Genomic DNA, 18,334 nt, shown 5'->3' with positions numbered 1-18,334 from the left:
ACGCCGGTGTACTGGCCGTCGAGGGACTCCTCGAACTCCTCGTACTCGCCCGGGGCCTGCACGGTGCCGCGCACACTCGCGAGCGCGTGCGCCCGCAGGTCGGCCGCCTCGTCGGGCGACGGGTCGCGGCCCTCTGCGGCGCGGAACCCTTCGATCTGCTGGTCGATGACGGTGTTGAGGAAGAACGCCAGGATGGCCGGCGCCGGTCCGTTGATGGTCATGGAGACCGAGGTCGTGGGCGCTATCAGGTCGAAGCCGTCGTAGAGCGCCTTCATGTCCGCCAGCGTGGCCACCGACACCCCGGACGTGCCGACCTTGCCGTAGATGTCGGGGCGTTCGTCCGGGTCCCGGCCGTAGAGCGTGACCGAGTCGAAGGCGGTGGACAGGCGGGTGGCCGGCTGGCCCTCGGAGAGCAGCTTGAAGCGCCGGTTCGTGCGGAACGGATCGCCCTCGCCGGCGAACATCCGCGCCGGGTCCTCACCGTCGCGCTTGAAGGGGAACACCCCCGCTGTGAAGGGGAAGTGGCCGGGCAGATTCTCCCCCCGCCAGAACCTCACCAGCTCCCCGTGTTCGGTGAAGCGGGGCAGGGCGACGCGCGGGACCTTGTTGCCGGACAGGGACTCCCGGGTCAGCTTGGTGCGGATCTCCCTGTCCCGGACCTTCACCACCTGCTCGTCGCCGGAATAGGAGGCGATGACGGCGGGCCAGTTCCCGATCTGCTCCGTGACCTGGTGCGGGAGTTGCTTCCGGGCGTCATCGAGGAGCGACTGCACGTTCGCCGCGTCGGAGCCGGCCTCCACGAGCTCGTCCCTGACCGCCGCCAGGTGCTGCACCCGCCTGGCCGCCTCGGCCAGTCGCGCGGTTTCGGCGTGGTACGTGCGGACCGTGTCGGTGATCTCGGCGAGGTAGCGCACCCGGCCTGCGGGGACCACCTGCCGGATGCCGGAGGAGTGGCGTACCCCGACGGGTGCCAGCGCGCCCTCGGACAGCGGCAGCCCCTTCTCGGCCAGGCCCGCCCTGAGGTGCTGGTAGAGGGCGGTGACACCGTCGTCGTTGAACGTCGCCGCCGACGTGCCGTAGACCGGCATGTCCTCGGGCCGCATGCCGAACGCCTCGCGGTTGCGGACCAGTTGACGGCCCACGTCGCGCAGCGCGTCCTGTGCGCCGCGCCGCTCGAACTTGTTGATCGCCACCACGTCGGCGAAGTCGAGCATGTCGATCTTCTCCAGCTGCGAGGCGGCACCGAACTCCGGTGTCATCACATACAGCGAGCTGTCGACGAACGGCACGATCGCCGCGTCGCCCTGGCCGATGCCCGGCGTCTCCACGATCACCAGGTCGAACCCGGCGGCCTTGACGACGTCGATCACGTCGGACAGGTGCTCGGGCAGCTCGCGACTGCCACGGGTGGCCAGGCTGCGGAAGAAGACCCGGTTCCCGTCGAGGGAGTTCATGCGGATCCGGTCACCGAGCAGTGCCCCGCCGCCGCGGCGGCGGGTCGGGTCGACCGCGATCACGGCGATCCGCAGTTTGTCCTGCTGGTCGACGCGGAAGCGGCGCACCAGTTCGTCGGTGAGCGAGGACTTCCCCGAGCCGCCCGTGCCGGTGATGCCGAGCACCGGCATGACCCGGGCCGCGGCGGCGGCCCGCAGCTGCTCCATGTGATCCGGGGGCAGTTTGCCCAGTTCGGCGCCGGTGATGGCGCGGGCGATCGCGAACCGGTCGCCGGCCAGCACGGCGGCCGTGTCGGCCGGCTTGCCGTCCCAGAGGTCGAAGTCGCAGTCCTTCACCACCGAGTTGACCATCCCGGCCAGGCCCATCCGCTGTCCGTCCTCGGGTGAGAAGATGGTCACCCCGCTGTCGCGCAGCCGGGTGATCTCCTCGGGCACGATGACGCCGCCTCCGCCGCCCACCACACGGATGTGGTCGGCTCCTCGTGCCCGCAGCGACTCGACCAGGTACTCGAAGTACTCCACGTGCCCGCCCTGGTAGGACGAGACGGCGACTCCGTGGGCGTCCTCCTCCAGAGCGGCGTCCACGACCTCCCGCACCGACCGGTTGTGTCCGAGGTGGATCACCTCGGCGCCCTGGGACTGGAAGATGCGCCGCATGATGTTGATCGACGCGTCATGCCCGTCGAACAGAGCCGAAGCCGTGACCAGGCGGACAGGATGCACGGGTCGGTGCAGAGCACTCATGGGGGCCTTCCCGGACAGGGCGGTGGTACTGCTGACGGAAGAGATACTAGGACGTCCTAGTAAATTGCTGGAGGGTGATCGCCGTCACACATGGGTGATCACCGTCACAGATCGAGGACGAGGCGAGGCCCGCACGAGCGGGAGACGCAGATGAGCATGGTGTCACCGGCGGCCCGCTCGTCCTCGGTCAGCAGCGAGTCGCGATGGTCGGGCTCGCCGTCGAGTACGTCGGTCTCGCAGGTGCCGCACGTGCCCTCCCGGCAGGAGAACTCGACCGCGACACCGGCCTCCTCCACGGTTTCGAGAACCGAGCGGTCCGGCGGCACGGTCAGGGTGAGCCCGGATCGGGCGAGCTCCAGCTCGAAGGCCGCGGCCGGTCCGGTCAGGGCCGTCGCTGCCGGGGCGAACCGTTCGACGCCCAGGGTGCCCGGGGGCCAGTCCGCGCACTGCTCCTGCACCGCCCGCAGCAGGGGTTCGGGACCGCAGGCGTGCACCAGCGTGCCCTCCTCGGGTACGCCGAGGTGTGCGGCGAGGTCCAGCAGGCCGAACTCGTCCTGCGGACGGACGAGTACCCGGCCCTCGTACGGGGCGAGGCGGTCCAGGAACGCCATGGAGGTACGGGTGCGGCCGCCGTACAGCAGACGCCAGTCCCACCCCGCGGCGTCCGCGGCCTCGACCATGGGAATGATGGGCGTGATGCCGACGCCGCCGGCGATGAAGAGATGGCGTGCGGCGGGCCGCAGCGGGAAGTTGTTCCGCGGTCCGCGGACCCGCACGGCGGCGCCTTCGCGCAGGTGGTCGTGGACGTACGCGGAGCCGCCGCGGCCCCGCGGCTCACGCAGCACGGCGATCTGCCAGGCCTCGCGGTCGGCCGGGTCTCCGCACAGCGAGTACTGACGGATCAGGTCACCGTCGCCGTCCCCGCTGCCCAGGAGGACGTCGATATGGGCGCCCGGTGTCCACGCGGGGAGCATCCCGCCGTCGGGGCGGCGCAGGGTCAGGGAGACGACACCGTCTGCGGCGAGGGTACGCCTCGCCACGACAAGGGTCGTTCCGGCCGGGGGCAGTGGTTCGTTCATGGTGGTTCGGCTCCGGGGTTCAGTCCTGGGTCGGCACATGCAGCAACAGCGCGTCACCCTGGCCGCCGCCCCCGCACAGGGCCGCCGCTCCGCTGCCGCCTCCGCGCCGCCGCAGTTCCGCCGCGAGGGTGAGCACCAGCCGGGCTCCGGTCATCCCGACCGGGTGCCCGAGCGCGATCGCTCCGCCGTTGACGTTCACCTTGTCGAGAGGGATCTCGAGCTCCCGTATCGACGCCAGGGCCACTCCGGCGAACGCCTCGTTGATCTCGAACAGGTCCAGGTCGGAGGCCTTCAGCCGGCCGTCCCGGGACAGGGCGTCGCGGACCGCGCCGGACGGCTGGACGAGCAGCGAGGGGTCGGGGCCCGCGGCCGTCCCGTAGGCGCCGATCTCGGCGAGCGGTGTCATGCCCTCGAACCGGGCGCGCCGCGCGCTCATCACGATGACGGCCGCGGCGCCGTCGGAGAGCTGTGAGGAGTTGCCGGCGGTGATGGTGCCCGCGGCGGAGAAGGCGGGCTTCAGGCGCCCCAGGCTCTCGGCGGTGCTTCCCGGCCGTACGCCCTCGTCGGTGTCCACCACCGTCTCGCCCCGGCGTCCCGCCACGGTGACGGGGGCGATCTCCTCGGAGAAGGCACCCGACTCCTGGGCGCGGGCGGCCCGTTGATGCGACAGCGCGCTGTACTCGTCCTGTTCCTCCCGCGTCAGGGCGAACGGCCGCTGGTAGCGCTCGGTGGCCGCGCCCATGGAGACGCCGTCGAAGGCGCAGACGAGGGCGTCGCGGTCCAAGGCGTCCTCCGCCCCGGCCGACCCGTGCCTCCAGCCGGTGCGGGCCCCGCGCAGCAGATGCGGGGCGTCCGACATGGACTCCATGCCACCGGCGACGACCACCTCGTGGCGGCCGGAGGTGATCATGAGGTCGGCCAGGGCGATGGCGTGCAGGCCGGACAGGCAGAGCTTGTTGACGGTGCTCGCGGGGACGGAGAACGGAATGCCGGCGCCGATCGCGGCCTGCCGTGCCGAGTTGGGGCCGGCCCCGGCCTGCACGACATGACCCATGACGACGGCTTCCACAGCGGCCGGGTCCAGACGGACGGCGGCCAGGGCCGCGCCGATGGCGTGGGCGCCGAGGTCGACGGCGGACACGGTGCTCAGGGCACCCGCCAGCCTGCCGATGGGCGTCCTTGCTCCGGCGACGATGACGGATCCGGGCATGGCCGGGACCTCCTGGGGAGTGGGACGGGGTCAGGCGACCGCGTCGACGGCACGTTCGGCGACCATGTGGGCCGTCTCGTTCACCGAGTGCACAACGACCCGGCCGCCGGGCATGCGCCGCACCCGGCTGACGGACGTGTAGTCGGGGTGGAACCAGAACATCGTGGGCAGGCCGAGCACCGTCGCCAGATAGGTGTTGGTGATGCCGCCGTGGCACACGACCGCGACCCGCCCGCCGGGATGGGCGTCGAAGATGGTGTCCATGGCCCGCCCGGCACGGGCCCGGAAGGCGTGCCGGTCCAGCTCCGGCACGAAGTCCTCGTAGCGTCCCTCGGCGAGTGCCGCGGCCCGGGGATCGTCCGTGCCGATCTGCTCCGGCGGCGTGTAGGGCTGGGACACGTCGGTGTCCCACTCGCGCAGGTCGTCGAGGACGGTGGCGGTCATGCCGGTGAGCCGTTCCAGAGGGGCCACGGTCTCGCGGGCACGCCGGTACGGGCTTACGTACAGGGCGTCGACGTCCTCGTGCACGAGCCAGGCGGCGAGGCGCTCGGCCTGAGCGGCGCCCTCCGGTGACAGCTCCGGGTCGAACACGCCCGCCAGGGGGAGGCCGTGCCGGATGAGGAGGAGTTCGGTCATGGGTGGTCCTTGGTGTGGTGAGCCCGGCTCAGCCGGCGATGGTCCGTTCGGAGCGCCAGTACGGGCGGCGCATCGCGCGCTTGTCGAGCTTGCCCATGGCGTTGCGCGGGAGTTCGGTGACGTACTCGTACGACTTGGGGCACTTGGGCGCGGCGAGGCGCTCGCGGCAGAACCGGTCCAGCTCATCGGCCGGGGGCTCGTCCGCCGCCACCACGACCAGCGCATGCAGTGACTCGCCGAAGTCCTGGTCGGGCACGCCGATGACGGCGACCTCGGCGACCGCCGGGTGCAGGCGCAGGACCGCCTCGCTCTCGGCCGGGTACAGGTTCACGCCGCCCGAGACCACCACGTCCGCGGCCCGGTCGGTGATGAAGATGTAGCCGTCCGCGTCGACGTAGCCGATGTCGCCGAGCGTGAAGACGCCGGGGGAGAGGTAGGCGGACCTGGTCTTGTCCGGGTCCGCGTGGTAGCGGACGCCCTGCTCCTCCGGTGCCCGGAAGGCCAGCAGTCCCTGCTCGCCGGGCGGCAGTCGCCGGCCGTCGTCATCGGTGACCAGGACCTCGAAGGGGGGCCGGGCCCGCCCGACCGAGCCCGGGTGCGCCAGCCACTCGGTGCTGCTGATGCGGGCCACGGTCCCCGCTTCGCTGGCACCGTACGACTCGGTCAGCACCGGACCGAACCACTCGATCATGGCGCGCTTCACGTCCGGCGGGCACGCGGAGCCGGTGTGGGAGACCTGCCGCAGGCTGGAGACGTCGTACCGGGCGCGGATCTCCTCCGGGAGGGCGAGCAGTCGCTGGAAGTGGGTGGGCACCATCACCGTCGAGGAGACCCGCCATCTCTGCACCCGGCTGAGGAACGTCTCCGCGTCGTATCTGCCGAGCACCACCACCGGCTGACCGGCCGCCAGGTGCCGCAGCGAGGTCAGCGGCGCGTTGTGCTGGAGCGGGCCGCACACCAGGTGCGGTCCCGGCGGGAATCCGGGCCGGGCGGACATCGCGGCGAGGTAGGCGGCGCTGTCGGCGACCGGGCCGCTCACCCACCGCACCTCGGCGCCCCGCGCCCGTCCGGTGGTCCCCGAGGTGTAGACGAGGGGAGGCCGGGCGGGCCGGTCCGTCGCGGCGGTGCACCCGGCGGGTGCGGCCGCCAGCCACAGGTCCCAGTCGAAGGCGTGCCCCATCGCCGGGGTTCCGTGCGTCACCAGCGGCAGGCCCAGTTCCCGGGCCGCGTCCAGGGCGGCACCCGCCCCGGCGGGACCGGCGATGATCGCGGTCACGCCCGCGTCGATGACCTGGTCGACGACTTCGCCCGACGTGAGGTTCCGGGACGTGGCCACGGTCCCGACCCCGGCCCGCAGACCGGCCAGATGGGCCACCAGCGTCGGGATGGCGTTGTCGCCGAGGACGGCGACCCGGTCGCCGGGGCCGGGCGCGAGCTCCAGCAGCCGTGCCGCCGCCCGCGCCACCTGGTCGGCGAGACCGGACCAGGACAGCACGCCCAGGTCGTCCGCCAGTGCGGGCTCGTCGGGTGTCTCCTGGGCGCGACGGTCGAGTGGCAGCAGCGACATGGCTCCTCCGGCGGCTCCTGGGGCCTCTCCCGATGCGAGGGGAGAGGAGATGCTGGGACTGTAGCGTTTATCAAGAAAGTACGGAACACTCTCATCCCATGCGGAGTCATTCCCGCATGTTTCAGTGGTCGGCCAGATGCCCATCGCATCCCCGTTACTGAATCTCCCGTCTGGTAAGTGCACGAGGAGGAGCCATGTCCCAGCCCGGCCCGGACGCATGGCGCACGCAGGTACGGCAGTGGCTGGCCACCGTGCTCGAACCGGCGCGGGCGCCGGAGTCCGCCGGAGAGGCCGCCGATCTCGCCGTGTTCCACAACCTCCCCGAGGACGAGGAACGCCTGCTGCTGGAACGCTGCCGCGCCTACCAGCGGGCCCGCTTCGACGCCGGTTACCAGGCGCTGACCCTCCCCGCGGACAAGGGCGGCGCGGGCCTGACCGCCGCCCACGTGGCCGCCTTCGCCGAGGAGGAGTCCGCCTTCGAGGTGCCGCCCGCCACCGAGCTGATCAGCGTCACCGTGCGCCTGGTCGCCATGGCCGTCTCCCTGTTCGGGACGGCCGAGCAACTCCACTACCACGCACGCGCGTTCCTGCGCACCGACCTGCTGGCCTGTCAGCTCTTCAGCGAGCCCGGTGCCGGGTCCGACCTCGCCGCCCTGCGCACCCGCGCCCGGCAGGCCGACGGGGGCGAGTGGGTGATCGACGGTCAGAAGGTGTGGACCTCGGGCGCCCAGTTCGCCGACTACGGGCTGCTGCTCGCCCGCACCGACCCGGACGTCGTCAAACAGGCCGGCATCACCGCCTTCCTGGTCCCGATGGACGCCCCGGGCGTGGAGGTGCGCCCCATCCGGCAGATGAGCGGCGGCGCCTCCTTCAACGAGGTGTTCCTCAGCGGCGTACGCGTCCCGGACCGGCTCCGGGTCGGGCGGCCGGGCCAGGGCTGGGAGGTCGCCACCACCACCCTCGCCTTCGAGCGCACCGCCTCCGGCAGCGGCAGCCGCCGCAAGGGCGGCGCCTTCCCGGACGTTCTCGCGCTCGCCCGCTCCCTCGGCCGCACCTCGGACCCGCTGGTCCGCCAGCGTCTCGCCGACCTGTACGTACGGGCCGCCCTGCGCGCGGCCACCGTGGACCGCGTCGCCAGGACGAGCGCCGCCGGCGGCCGGCCCGGTCCCGAGGCGTCACTGACCAAGCTCATGGCCTCCGACCTGCTCACCCGCACGGGACAGGTCGCCGCCGAGCTCATGGGGGCGCGCATCAGCGCCGACACCGGGGAACCGGGCACCTTCGCCTGGACGCAGCACCTGCTCGGCGCCCCGGGCTACCGGCTGGCCGGAGGCACCGACCAGATCCAGCGCAACCTGATCGGCGAACGGGTGCTGAAGCTGCCGCCGGAGCCTCGGGCGGACCGGGCCCCGTTCTCGCAGCTCCCCGGCAACTGAGCCACCGGGACGGTTTCGGCAATAACAAAGGAGTGACATCCATGGAACTGGGACTGACAGGCGCGAAGGCGCTGGTGACCGGCGCGAGCCGGGGCATCGGCCGGGCGATCGCCGCGACACTCGCGGCCGAGGGCTGCGCACTGGCCCTGTGCGCCCGGGGCGAGGAAGGACTGGCCAAGGCCGCCGCCGAACTGCGCGGCGAGGGGGCCACGGTGTTCGCGGAGCCGGTCGACGTCACCGACCCGGCCGCGCTCGCGGGATTCGTGGAGCGGGCGGCCGGTGAACTCGGCGGCCTGGACCTGCTGGTGTCCAACGTGTCGGTGGGCAACGTGAAGGGCCCCGAGTCGTGGGAGGCCAGCCTGCGCGGAGACCTGATCCCGTTCGCGGGACTCGTCGAGGCGGCCCTGCCCCACCTGGAGGCCTCCGGCCGGGCCGCCGTCGTGGCCATCGGCACCACCAACGCCTCCGACACCGCGCGCCCGGCCGGAGCGAACTCCTACTCCGCGCTCAAGGCGGCCGTCGTCCAGCACGCCTCGGCCCTCGCGCACTCCCTCGCGCCGAAGGGCATCCGCGTCAACACCGTCTCACCCGGACCGATCGACTTCCCCGGCGGCGCCTGGGAGACCATCCGCACCAGCCGGCCGGAGGTGTACGAGGAGGTCCTCGCCAAGCTGCCGATCGGCCGCTACGGCACCGCCGAGGACGTGGCAGCGGCGGTGGCGTTCCTGCTCGGGCGGACCGGCTCCTTCTGCGTCGGGGTCAACCTCGTGGTGGACGGCGGGCTGCTCACCCGCGTCCAGTACTGAGCCGTGGCGGGCCCGGCCGGCCGCCTGGACGCCGTACTGGTCTGCGGCGGACGCTGGCACGACTTCGACCACGCGCGGCTGCGGCTGCTGGAGTTGCTCGGTGAGCATCCCCGAGTGCGCACCACGGTGTACCAGGACTACGACTGCGTGGCCGACCTGGACAAGGCCGACCTGCTGGTCACCTACACCTGCGACGTGCGGCCCGGCCCGGCGCACCAGGCCGCGCTGGCACGGTTCGTCGAGCGGGGCGGGCGCTGGCTCGCCCTGCACGGCACCAACGCCGTGATCGAGCCCCCGGCGGGCAGCGGCCCGCGGGTGTTCACGACCCCGCGGCTCCTCGGGGAACTGGCCCGGGTGCTCGGCAGTCAGTTCCTGGCCCACCCGCCGATCGAGCCGTACGAGGTGCTGGTGACCCGGCCCGGCCATCCGCTGGTCGCCGGGATCGGAACGTTCACGGTCACCGACGAGCTGTACGTGTGCGAGCTGCACGGCGAGCTGGAAGTGCTGCTGCACGCCGAGTACACCGGGCCGTGCCGAGGTTTCGCCGAGGGCGACACGGCGGCCCTCGACGACGCGCCCCGACCGGTGCTGTACCTCAAGCGGCACGGCCTCGGCGAGGTCTGCTACTTCACCCTCGGCCACTGCCGGGGCCGCTACGACATGCAGGACCTCGGCGTGGACGACACCGGGCGCGTGGATGAGGGGCCCTGGCGGACACCGGAGTTCCTGACGGTGCTCCGGCGCTGTGTGGAGCGAGTGGTCGGTGTGCGCGGCCCGGCGCAGGAACAGGCCGGCACCTGAGCGGAGCTCGGGCGCCGGCCCCTCCCCAGGGGTCGCTGCTCAGGCGTGCGGCAGCACCACCGCACGGCCGTTGATCTCCCCCGCGTGCAGACGCTCGTACGCCTCGGGCGCCTGTTCCAGCGTGAAGATCTCGACGTGCGAGGACACGTGACCCTGCCGCGCCAGTTCGAGGACCTCCATGAGCTCCGTCCGGCTGCCCCAGTAGGGGAAGGAGGCCGACACCTCGAACGGCAGACCGCCCCCGAAGCCGACGGCCAGCGTGCCCCCGCCGAGGCCGACGACGGTGACATCGCCCGCCACCGCCACCGAAGCGGCGGCCACCGCCAGGGTCGTCTCGGCACCGACGAAGTCCAGGACGACATCCGCGCCCGTACCGCCGGTGAGTTCCCGGATCCGTGCCGCCGCCTCGCCGTCGGAGAGCAGCGTCTCGTGCGCGCCCACCTCGGCCGCCAGCTCCAGCTTCTCCTTGCCCACGTCAAGGGCGACGACCCGGGCCGGGGACAGCGCGCGCAGCAGCTGCACGGCGAGGTGCCCCAGGCCGCCGACGCCGATCACCACCGCCGTGCTGCCGGGCAGCAGCTTCGGCAGCGATCTGCGGATCGCGTGATACGGGGTCAGCCCCGCGTCCGTGAGGGGCGCCGCCTGAAGGGGGTCGAGTCCGTTCAGCGGCACCAGATGCCGGGGCGAGTCCACCAGCACGTACTCCGCCAGGGCACCGGGTGAGCCCAGCCCCGGCGGCAGGATGCCGAGCCCGGAGGCGTGCGGACAGCAGTTCTCCTTGCCCTCGGCGCACTGGTGACAGCCCCCGCAGCCCCACGGGCCGTACACCGCCACCGCCTCGCCCTCCGACACGCCGGTGGCACCGGCCCCCAGCGCCGCGACCGTGCCGACGCCCTCGTGACCGAGTGTCATCGGCAACGCGTAGGGAAACTGCTCCTCCGGCCAGCCCATCACGGCCAGATCGGAGTGGCAGAGCCCCGCCGCCGTCACCTTCACCAGCACCTGGCCCGGGCCGGGTTCGGGTTTCGGGACGTCCACGACCTCGGGGGCGTGCCCCACCCGCCGGTACTGAAGTGCCTTCATGATCAGATCTCCTTGCTGGTGGCCGGCTCCGGCAGGGTTTTCGCCCGGCGGCGCAGCGCGGCGGGCAGGGCGATCCGGTCACCCGTGAGCACCAGCGCCACGATGAGGACCGAACCGGTGAACAGGCTCGCGGCCCACTGCGCGCTGGTGGCGAGCCCGAGTCCGGTGATGCCGGTGCCGAGCAGGAGGACTGCGAGGACCGTCCCCCAGGCGTTGAAACGGCCCGCGCGCAGCTGGGTCGCCCCGACGAAGGCGGCGGCGTAGGCCGACAGCAGGTACGGGGTGCCCGCGGTCGGCGATCCGGAGCCGACCGAGGCCGTGAAGACGACGCCGGCGAAACCGGACAGCAGCGCGGAGGCGACCAGGGTCAGAAAGCGCAGCCGGTCGGTGCGCACCCCTTGCAGCCGGGCCGCGTCGGCGTTGAATCCGGTCGCGTACAACCGGCGTCCGGTGGCGGTGTGTTCCAGCAGGAACCAGATGGCGAGGGCGGCGAGCAGCAGATACAGCACCGGCAGGGTGATGCCGCCGGCGTCCAGCTGGGCGATGCTCGCGAACGGCTCGGCGAGCAGCCGCACACCGGTGATCGAGCTGTCATTGGTGACCATGGTGATCAGCGACTGGATCAGCGCGCCGGTGGCCAGGGTGGCGATGAACGAATCGACGCGCAGGACCACCACCACGATGCCGTTGACGACCCCGACCAGCAGCGCGGCGGTCATCGCCAGGACGATGGCCGTGCCGGGTCCGAGCCCGGCGGAGACCATGAAGTGGGCGGTCAGCACGCTGGTCAGCGACATGGTGAAGGCGATGGAGAGGTCGAAGACGCGGGCGGCCAGCGGTGGTACGACGCTGAGTGCGACCAGGCCTGCCACGGCGTTGCCGTTCAGCACCTGCTTGACCGTCGTCGTCGTGGGGAACGTGTCCGGCGCCCAGACGCTGAAGAGCACGGCGATGACCAGCCACACGTACACGGCGCCGATGTTCCGGAACGACAGGGCGGCCGCCGCCCGTCCAGCCGTTGTCCCCGGGACGGACACCGCGGATCTCTCCGGTGCGGACGGCGGGAGCCCCGCCGCCCGGGTCGGGGTGGACGTCATGTCACTCGGTTCCTTCCAGGGCTCATGTCACTCGGTTCCTTCCATGGCGTGCACGAGCGCCGGCTCGGTGATGTCCCGGCCGCTGATCTCCCGTACGACACGGCCGTCTCGCACCACCAGGACGCGGGTACACAGCGCGAGCAGGTCCTGGGTGTCGGAGGAGGACACGATGACGCCCATGCCCTCGGCGGCCTGACGCTCTATCAGGTCGTACAGCTGGAGGCGGGTCGCGATGTCCACGCCCGCCGTGGGTTCGCACAGCGCCAGCACCGGCGGGCGCTGTGCCAGGCAGCGGGCCATGACGACCTTCTGCTGGTTGCCGCCGCTCAACGTGGTGATCCTGGCTCCGCGCCCCGCTGTCCGCACCCCGACCCGCCGGATCCAGTCCTCCGCCAGGGCGGACTCGCGGCGTCGGCGCAGCCGCCCGGAGCGGGAGCGCAGCCGGTCCAGGAGCGGCAGGGTGAGGTTCTCGCCGACCGAGAAGTCTCCGATCACTCCCTCGCCCGACCGGTCCGCCGGGACCAGGGGGAGGCCGAGGTCGCCGGCGTCACGGGCCCGGGTCCACCGTTCGGAGCGTTCAGGCAGCCGCAGCCTGCCGCTGACCCGCCCGGCATGGGCCCCGCACACCGCGTACGGCACGGTCTCGTGGCCGGAGCCGACGAGACCGGTGATGCCCAGGCGCTCTCCTCCGGCCAGGTCGAAGCCGACTCCCCGCAGGGGCCCGGCCGACAGCCCACGGACCTCCAGCACCGGGCCGGTGAGGGCGGACGGGGGCGCCGGGCGGTGGCCGGTCTCCATCTCCTCGCCCGCCATCAGCTCCGCCAGCGTGCGCGGAGTGAGCTCGGCGACCGGGCGGGTGGCGATCCGGCGTCCGCCGCGGATCACGGTGACCCGGTCGGCGAGCGCGAAGATCTCGTCCATCCGGTGCGAGACGTACAGGACGCCGGCGCCGGCGTCGCGGACCTCCCGCACGATGTCGAAGAGGCGGGCCACCTCACCGGGTGGGAGTACGGCGGTGGGCTCGTCGAGCACCAGGACCCCGCGGCGGCCCTCCCAGCCCTGCAGTGCCGCGGCGATGGCCACCACCGTGCGCTGCACGGGGGTCACCGTCGCCAGGGGCCGGCGTACGTCGATGCCGAGGCCGAACCGTTCGACCAGGGCGCTCGTCCGCCGCTCCATCTCCGGCCAGCGGATGTTGCCGAGGGCCGTGCGGGCGAAGCCATGGCTGAGCGCGAGGTTGTCGATGGCGCTCAGCTCACCCACAAGCCCCAGCTCCTGGTGGACGAAGCGGAGCCGGTCGTGGCGGGAAGCCGTGACCTGGCCGAGGTCGAAGGGCTCGCCGTCGAGTTCGGCCACCGCACCGGGCTCGGCGTGGTGATAGCCGGCGAGGATCTTGATCAGGGTGGACTTGCCGGAGCCGTTGGGCCCGATCAGGGCGTGGATCTCGCCCGGCGAGACCTCCAGACCGACATCCTGGAGTGCCTGGGTGCCGCCGAATCTCTTCGACAAGGCGGCAACCCGCAGCACCGGCCCGCTCAACTCAGCCCCCACAGCGCCTTGAACTGCTTCCGGTAGTCCTCGACGATCGGGAAGTCACCGTCCGCCGAGGGCAGGTTGTCCTTGGTGACGAGCATGTTGGGCAGTGCCGCCTTCTGGCCCACGGCCATGGACTGGCCGGTGAAGTGCCGGGCCAGCGCGTCGGCCTGCAGCCAGGCCGTCTCGTGCGAGTTCAGCGCCATCGCGCCGTCGGTGAGACCGCTCTGGATGTACTGGTAGTTCTGCGCGTCACCGACGTTGACGACGATGTGCTTGCCGGTGATGCCGGCGGTCTTCAGCGCGGCCGGCACGCCCACGTTGAGCAGGCCCAGGGAGAAGACGACATGGGTCACCTTCGGGTGCGACCGGAGGTACGACACCACGCGGTCCGGCATGTCCTTGCCCACCGCGGTGATCGGCACGTCGACGTTGTCCAGCGCGCAACCGGTGCACCATCCCTGGTACTTGGCAGCGAAGGAGTCCTTGACGGGCTTGAGGATCGTGTAGGCCGGCAGATCGAAGTAGACGGTGTTCGCCTTGGCGCCGCTGTTCGACACCACCCACGAGGCGAGCATTTCGCCCTGGATGGCGACGTCCTTCGGTCCGTTCTTCAGCAGGGAAACACCGTCGCCGGTCACGTCGTCGGCGTTCGACTGGATGACGGGGATGCCGGCCGCCTTCAGCTGCGCCAGCTGTTTCGCGTAGACGGCGCGGGGGAAACCGGAGGCGACGACGGCGTCCGGCTTGTCGCGTACGGCCTGCTCGTAGGCGGCCTGGACGGACTCCGGGGTGCCCTGGGTGGCGATCTGCTTCACCTGCCAGCCGAGTTCCTTCGCGGCCTCGGAGAAGAAGTCGGCGAGGTCCTTGCAGGACTGGACGCCGCAGAGGATGAAGTCGATCCTCTTGCCCTTGGGAATCGCCTTGCCCACGGGCTCGGTGACGGAGATCGTGGCCGGACGCTCGGAGTACTTCGCCAGGGCCGCGCGGGCCGCCGTCAGGCCGGGGGAGCCGGGCGCCCCCGCCTGTGTCGAGTCGGCGGCCGGAGTGGCGCCGCTGCCGCATGCCCCCAGGGCGAGCAGCGCGGTGACGGGAAGGATCGCGGTCAGAGCGCGGCGGACCGCGCGACGGGGTCTGGAACTCATCGTTGAGTACTCCCGTGGTGTGACGCCTGCGCTGCCACGACTCGCGTCGCTTTCCGCGTCCGCGGCGGTCGGCTCCGGCAGGCGGATCGATTCGTAGAAACTTTTGAGGCACTACAGCCTCAAGTGGGTCGGAGTGTGACATGCCCCGGCGGGCTTGGGGAGAGGGGCGCCGCAAGAATTCCGGAAATGAGGAGCAAATTGCGATGACCTCGAAGGGTGTGGAGATCGTCCACCGGCGCGAGTGTTGCTCCCGGCCGCAGCCGGTAACTACACTTACTCTAAAGTTTCTGCCGGAGGAGAGATGATGGATGAATCGTCGGAGCCGGCCACGGCCCGGTGCCCCGGGCCCAGCGTCCAGGACTACCTCGACCAGGACAGCCGCCCCGTTCCCCCCGCCCTGAGGTACGAGCGCAACGACTACCTCGGCAGCGAGGACATCGACACCGCCCGCTTCACCTCCCGGGAGTGGGCCGAACGCGAGATGCGGCAGGTCTGGCGGCGCGTCTGGCAGTTCGCCTGCCTGGAGAGCGAGATTCCCGAGACCGGCGACCACGAGGTCTACGAGATCGGCGACGACTCCCTCATCGTCGTCCGCACGGCTCCCGACGAAATCCGTGCCTTCGTCAACGTCTGCCTCCACCGCGGGCGCAAGCTGCGCACCGGCGGGGGCAACGTCAGCGAGTTCCGCTGCTCGTTCCACGGCTTCGCCTGGAACCTCGACGGCACGATGCAGACTCCGCCCTGCGCATGGGACTTCCCGCACATCACCCCGGAGAAGTTCGCCCTCCCCGAGGCTCAGGTGGCCACCTGGCGCGGCTTCGTCTTCATCAACATGGACCCCTACGCCGAGTCCTTCGACAGCTATCGCGGCACCTTCGACGAGTACTACATCTGGCCGCTGGAGACCCGTTACAAGTCGCTGCACATCGGCAAGGTGCTGCCCTGCAACTGGAAGATCGCACAGGACGCGTTCATCGAGTCCTTCCATGTGATCGCCACGCACCCGCAGATGCTGCCGTGGCTCGCCGACGCCAACTCGCAGTACGACGTCATGGCGGACCAGCCGAACTGGAACCGGATGATCAACATCCAGGGTGCGCCCAGCCCGCACGTCGCGGACTCCGTGACGGAGGAGGACGTCCTGGAGACCTTCTACGACTCGCGTTCGTTCTACGCCGCCGCCCAGGGCCGTGACCTGGTGATACCGGAGGGCGACGCGTTGCCGGCGATCCCGCCCGGCGGCACCGCCCGCCAGGTCCTCGCCGCGAGGATGCGCGAGCAGCTGGCGGCCACCTCGCACCAGGACTTCTCACAGACCCCCGACACCGAACTGCTGGACGCCATCAACTACTTGCTGTTCCCCAATTTCAACCCCTGGGGCGGCGCCAAGTCGAACATCATCTACCGGTTCCGGCCCAACGGCCTCGACCCCGACTCCTGCACCGCCGAGATCATCTTCATGTCGTCCCCGAAGAAGCCCGGCGAGACGCCGCCCCCGGTGAAGATCCGCTGGGTGCCCGAGGACATGCTCTTCGCCGACATCCCCGAACTCGGTGTCCTGGGCCCCGTCTTCGACCAGGACTGCGAGAACCTGCCCTACGTCCAGCAGGGCCTGAAGGCGATGCGCAAGCCGGGCATCACGCTCGCCAACTACCAGGAGAGCCGCATCCGCCACTTCAACCGGACGCTCGACCAGTGGATGAACAAGTGACCCACCGCGTGGCGGTCAGACCCCTGGGCGTCGAGCTCGACGTCCTCGACGGCGAGGACCTGTTCACCGCCGCACAGCGCCTCGGCTACCGCTGGCCCACCATCTGCGGCGGCAAGGGAACCTGCCGTACCTGCTTCGTCCGGGTCGAGGAGGGCGCCGAGAACTGTTCCCCCGTGGGCTCGCTGGAGCGCGAGGGCATCGAGTCCCTGCGCAGACCGGTGGACGGCCTGACCCGGCTCGCCTGCCGGCTCCGGGTCGAGGGCCCCGTGACCGTGACCAAGCGCGGCGTGCGCCGCCGAGTGCAGGAGTGAGGCCCCCCATGTCCCAGCAAGTGACCCACCCCCTGACCGGGCATGTGTACCGGCTCACCGAGGACGGACTGGTCGAGGTGACCGACCCCAGGACAGGGGCGCGGGGCGTCTTCGACTTCCAGGCCCGGTGGCAGTCGGGCGAACTGCGCCACGCAGACCTCCAGATGGCCGGCTGGGTCGGCCGCCTCGCCCAGCGGCGCACCCCCCGCCAGCCGGAGCAGTGACCCCGTGACGCCCCGCACCACCCGGGTGGTCTGTCTGGTGCGCCGACCCGACGGAGAACCGCTCCCCGGCGACTTCGCCGTCGAGGAACGCCCGCTGCCGCCCCTGGGGGAGGGGCAACTGCTCGTCCGCAACCTGTACATGAGCGTCGACCCGTCCATGCGCGGGCGCCTGGAGAGCACCGAGAAGCACTACACGCACAACTTCACCCCGGGCTCGCCGCTCGACGGCCGCGCTCTGGGCGTCGTGGAGGAGAGCCGCTGCGCCTCGGTGCCGCCGGGCGCGTACGTACGTCATCAGCTCGGCTGGCGGGAGCGGGCGGTGCTCGACGCGGGTGCCGTCGACGGCGCCGGCCGCATCGACCCGGAACTCGCGCCGCTGCCCACCTGGCTGGGGCTGCTCGGCCAGACCGGGTTCACCGCGTACGTCGGCCTGACCCGTGTCGCCCGCCTGCGGCCGGGCGACACCGTCCTCGTGTCGGCGGCGGCCGGCGCCGTCGGCACCGCCGCCGGCCAGTTCGCCCGTCTGCTGGGCGCCGACCGTGTCATCGGCACCGCCGGGGGGCCGGACAAGTGCGCCCTGCTGGTGGAGGAGTTCGGCTACGACGCCGCCGCGGACTACCGTGCCGAACCGGTACGCGACGCGCTGGCGCGACTGGCGCCCGACGGCATCGACGTGTACTTCGACAACGTCGGCGGTGAACAGCTCGCCGCCGCGCTGCACGCCCTGCGCACCGGTGGCCGGGTCGCCCTGTGCGGCATGATGTCGCAGTTCGGCGGCGACCGGCGAACCGCGGACATCAACCAGTTGATCCAGGCGGTCCTCAAGCGACTGACGTTGTGCGGATTCATCGTCCGCGACCACGAGGACCTGCGGCCCGAGTTCGAACAGCGGGTCGCGGGCTGGCTCGCCGAGGGCCGGATCACCGCACGCGAGACGGTGGCGGACGGCCTGGAGAACGCCGCGGGGGCGCTGCTGTCCCTGCTGGGCGGCGGCAACGTCGGCAAGATGCTGGTCCGGCTGGGAGAGTCAGCGCATGGCTCGTGACGAGGCCACGGTGTGGGCCCGCAAGGAGACCCCGACCCGCGTCAGCCCGGCCACGGCCGCCCGGAACTCCTTGATGTGCGGCGTGGCGAAATGCTCGTCGAGGGCTCGCTGCGAGGCCCACCGCTCGTACACACGGATACGCCGAACGTCGCCCGGGTCCGCGGTCATCGCGTAGTCCAGGCAGCCGGGCTCCTCCTCACGGGTCCGGGCCCCCAGCACGACCAGCTGTTCCAGCACGCTGTCGCGATCGCCGGGCTCGTAGTCCATCCAGCCGGCGACGATGATTTCCCATGTCATGGCGTGTTCCCTTCGAGGTCATGGCCGTGGGGGGGGCGGCGCCCCCCCGCCGCGCGGGGGGGGCGCCCGCGGGGGGGGCCGAAGGTCCGGGGGCGGCCCCGGGGGGCGGGGAAGGCGCGCGCCGGCGGGGCAGGGGGATGGCATACCAAACGACA

General features: G+C 71.7%; 17 protein-coding genes. 7 read left to right on the top strand and 10 right to left on the bottom strand.

Translation table 11 applies throughout. The annotated features are described in order from the left end of the window. The 5 genes from ABT116_RS27880 to ABT116_RS27860 all read right to left on the bottom strand — a co-directional run. Positions 1-2,198, bottom strand: a 2,198-nt coding sequence (locus ABT116_RS27880) for a methylmalonyl-CoA mutase family protein (protein WP_351639352.1), incomplete at its 3' end; no start/stop codon positions are given. 104 nt (positions 2,199-2,302) lie between these two features. After that, on the bottom strand, positions 2,303-3,277 hold the full coding sequence (locus ABT116_RS27875; protein ID WP_351639350.1) for a PDR/VanB family oxidoreductase: 975 nt from the start codon (positions 3,275-3,277) through the stop codon (positions 2,303-2,305). 19 nt (positions 3,278-3,296) lie between these two features. Continuing rightward, positions 3,297-4,487: an acetyl-CoA C-acyltransferase gene (locus tag ABT116_RS27870; protein WP_351639348.1), complete on the bottom strand. Its 1,191-nt coding sequence runs from the start codon at positions 4,485-4,487 to the stop codon at positions 3,297-3,299. Positions 4,488-4,517: 30 nt separating this feature from the next. Next, complete coding sequence (locus ABT116_RS27865; protein WP_351639345.1) at positions 4,518-5,123, bottom strand: histidine phosphatase family protein; 606 nt, start codon at positions 5,121-5,123, stop codon at positions 4,518-4,520. A 28-nt stretch (positions 5,124-5,151) separates the two neighbouring features. Then, positions 5,152-6,690, bottom strand: coding sequence for an AMP-binding protein (locus ABT116_RS27860; protein WP_351639343.1), 1,539 nt, complete (start codon positions 6,688-6,690; stop codon positions 5,152-5,154). Positions 6,691-6,884: 194 nt separating this feature from the next. On the opposite strand from ABT116_RS27860, the gene ABT116_RS27855 reads away from it, so the two are divergent. Genes ABT116_RS27855 through ABT116_RS27845 form a run of 3 tightly spaced genes read left to right on the top strand, consistent with a single transcriptional unit; the run spans position 6,885 to position 9,733 of the window. Then, positions 6,885-8,126, top strand: coding sequence for an acyl-CoA dehydrogenase family protein (locus tag ABT116_RS27855; RefSeq protein WP_351639341.1), 1,242 nt, complete (start codon positions 6,885-6,887; stop codon positions 8,124-8,126). 41 nt (positions 8,127-8,167) lie between these two features. Beyond that, entirely contained in the window at positions 8,168-8,932 is a 765-nt protein-coding gene (locus ABT116_RS27850; RefSeq protein WP_351639338.1) for an SDR family NAD(P)-dependent oxidoreductase, read from the top strand. Positions 8,933-8,935: 3 nt separating this feature from the next. Continuing rightward, the gene (locus ABT116_RS27845) at positions 8,936-9,733 is read left to right on the top strand and encodes a ThuA domain-containing protein (protein WP_351639336.1); all 798 of its coding nucleotides are present in this window, start codon (positions 8,936-8,938) and stop codon (positions 9,731-9,733) included. A 39-nt stretch (positions 9,734-9,772) separates the two neighbouring features. Here ABT116_RS27845 and ABT116_RS27840 read toward each other — a convergent pair whose 3' ends face one another. Genes ABT116_RS27840 through ABT116_RS27825 form a run of 4 tightly spaced genes read right to left on the bottom strand, consistent with a single transcriptional unit; the run spans position 9,773 to position 14,591 of the window. Beyond that, a complete protein-coding gene (locus ABT116_RS27840) occupies positions 9,773-10,816 on the bottom strand; it encodes an NAD(P)-dependent alcohol dehydrogenase (RefSeq protein ID WP_351639334.1) in 1,044 nt (347 codons plus the stop codon). A 2-nt stretch (positions 10,817-10,818) separates the two neighbouring features. After that, the gene (locus ABT116_RS27835) at positions 10,819-11,913 is read right to left on the bottom strand and encodes an ABC transporter permease (protein WP_351639331.1); all 1,095 of its coding nucleotides are present in this window, start codon (positions 11,911-11,913) and stop codon (positions 10,819-10,821) included. Positions 11,914-11,940: 27 nt separating this feature from the next. Beyond that, positions 11,941-13,422, bottom strand: coding sequence for a sugar ABC transporter ATP-binding protein (locus ABT116_RS27830; protein ID WP_351639329.1), 1,482 nt, complete (start codon positions 13,420-13,422; stop codon positions 11,941-11,943). Positions 13,423-13,448: 26 nt separating this feature from the next. Beyond that, complete coding sequence (locus tag ABT116_RS27825) at positions 13,449-14,591, bottom strand: sugar ABC transporter substrate-binding protein (RefSeq protein WP_351639327.1); 1,143 nt, start codon at positions 14,589-14,591, stop codon at positions 13,449-13,451. 301 nt (positions 14,592-14,892) lie between these two features. Here ABT116_RS27825 and ABT116_RS27820 point away from each other — a divergent pair, with 301 nt between their 5' ends. The 4 genes from ABT116_RS27820 to ABT116_RS27805 are packed head-to-tail and all read left to right on the top strand — an operon-like array spanning position 14,893 to position 17,882. Next, positions 14,893-16,302, top strand: coding sequence for an aromatic ring-hydroxylating oxygenase subunit alpha (locus tag ABT116_RS27820; RefSeq protein ID WP_351639324.1), 1,410 nt, complete (start codon positions 14,893-14,895; stop codon positions 16,300-16,302). Continuing rightward, complete coding sequence (locus ABT116_RS27815; protein ID WP_351639322.1) at positions 16,287-16,613, top strand: 2Fe-2S iron-sulfur cluster-binding protein; 327 nt, start codon at positions 16,287-16,289, stop codon at positions 16,611-16,613. The genes ABT116_RS27820 and ABT116_RS27815 overlap by 16 nt, the downstream gene beginning before the upstream one ends. An 8-nt stretch (positions 16,614-16,621) precedes the next feature. Beyond that, positions 16,622-16,837, top strand: a complete 216-nt coding sequence (locus ABT116_RS27810) for a transposase (protein WP_351639319.1) — start codon at positions 16,622-16,624, stop codon at positions 16,835-16,837. Between the two features lie 4 nt (positions 16,838-16,841). Beyond that, complete coding sequence (locus tag ABT116_RS27805) at positions 16,842-17,882, top strand: NADP-dependent oxidoreductase (RefSeq protein WP_351639316.1); 1,041 nt, start codon at positions 16,842-16,844, stop codon at positions 17,880-17,882. On the opposite strand, the gene ABT116_RS27800 is transcribed toward ABT116_RS27805, so the two are convergent. Continuing rightward, on the bottom strand, positions 17,865-18,179 hold the full coding sequence (locus ABT116_RS27800; RefSeq protein WP_351639314.1) for a putative quinol monooxygenase: 315 nt from the start codon (positions 18,177-18,179) through the stop codon (positions 17,865-17,867). The genes ABT116_RS27805 and ABT116_RS27800 overlap by 18 nt on opposite strands. Between the last annotated feature and the right edge of the window lie 155 nt (positions 18,180-18,334).

This window comes from Streptomyces sp. NPDC002130 (genome assembly GCF_040296465.1).
GTDB lineage: Bacteria > Actinomycetota > Actinomycetes > Streptomycetales > Streptomycetaceae > Streptomyces.
This window is presented reverse-complemented; position numbering and strand designations above follow the sequence as displayed.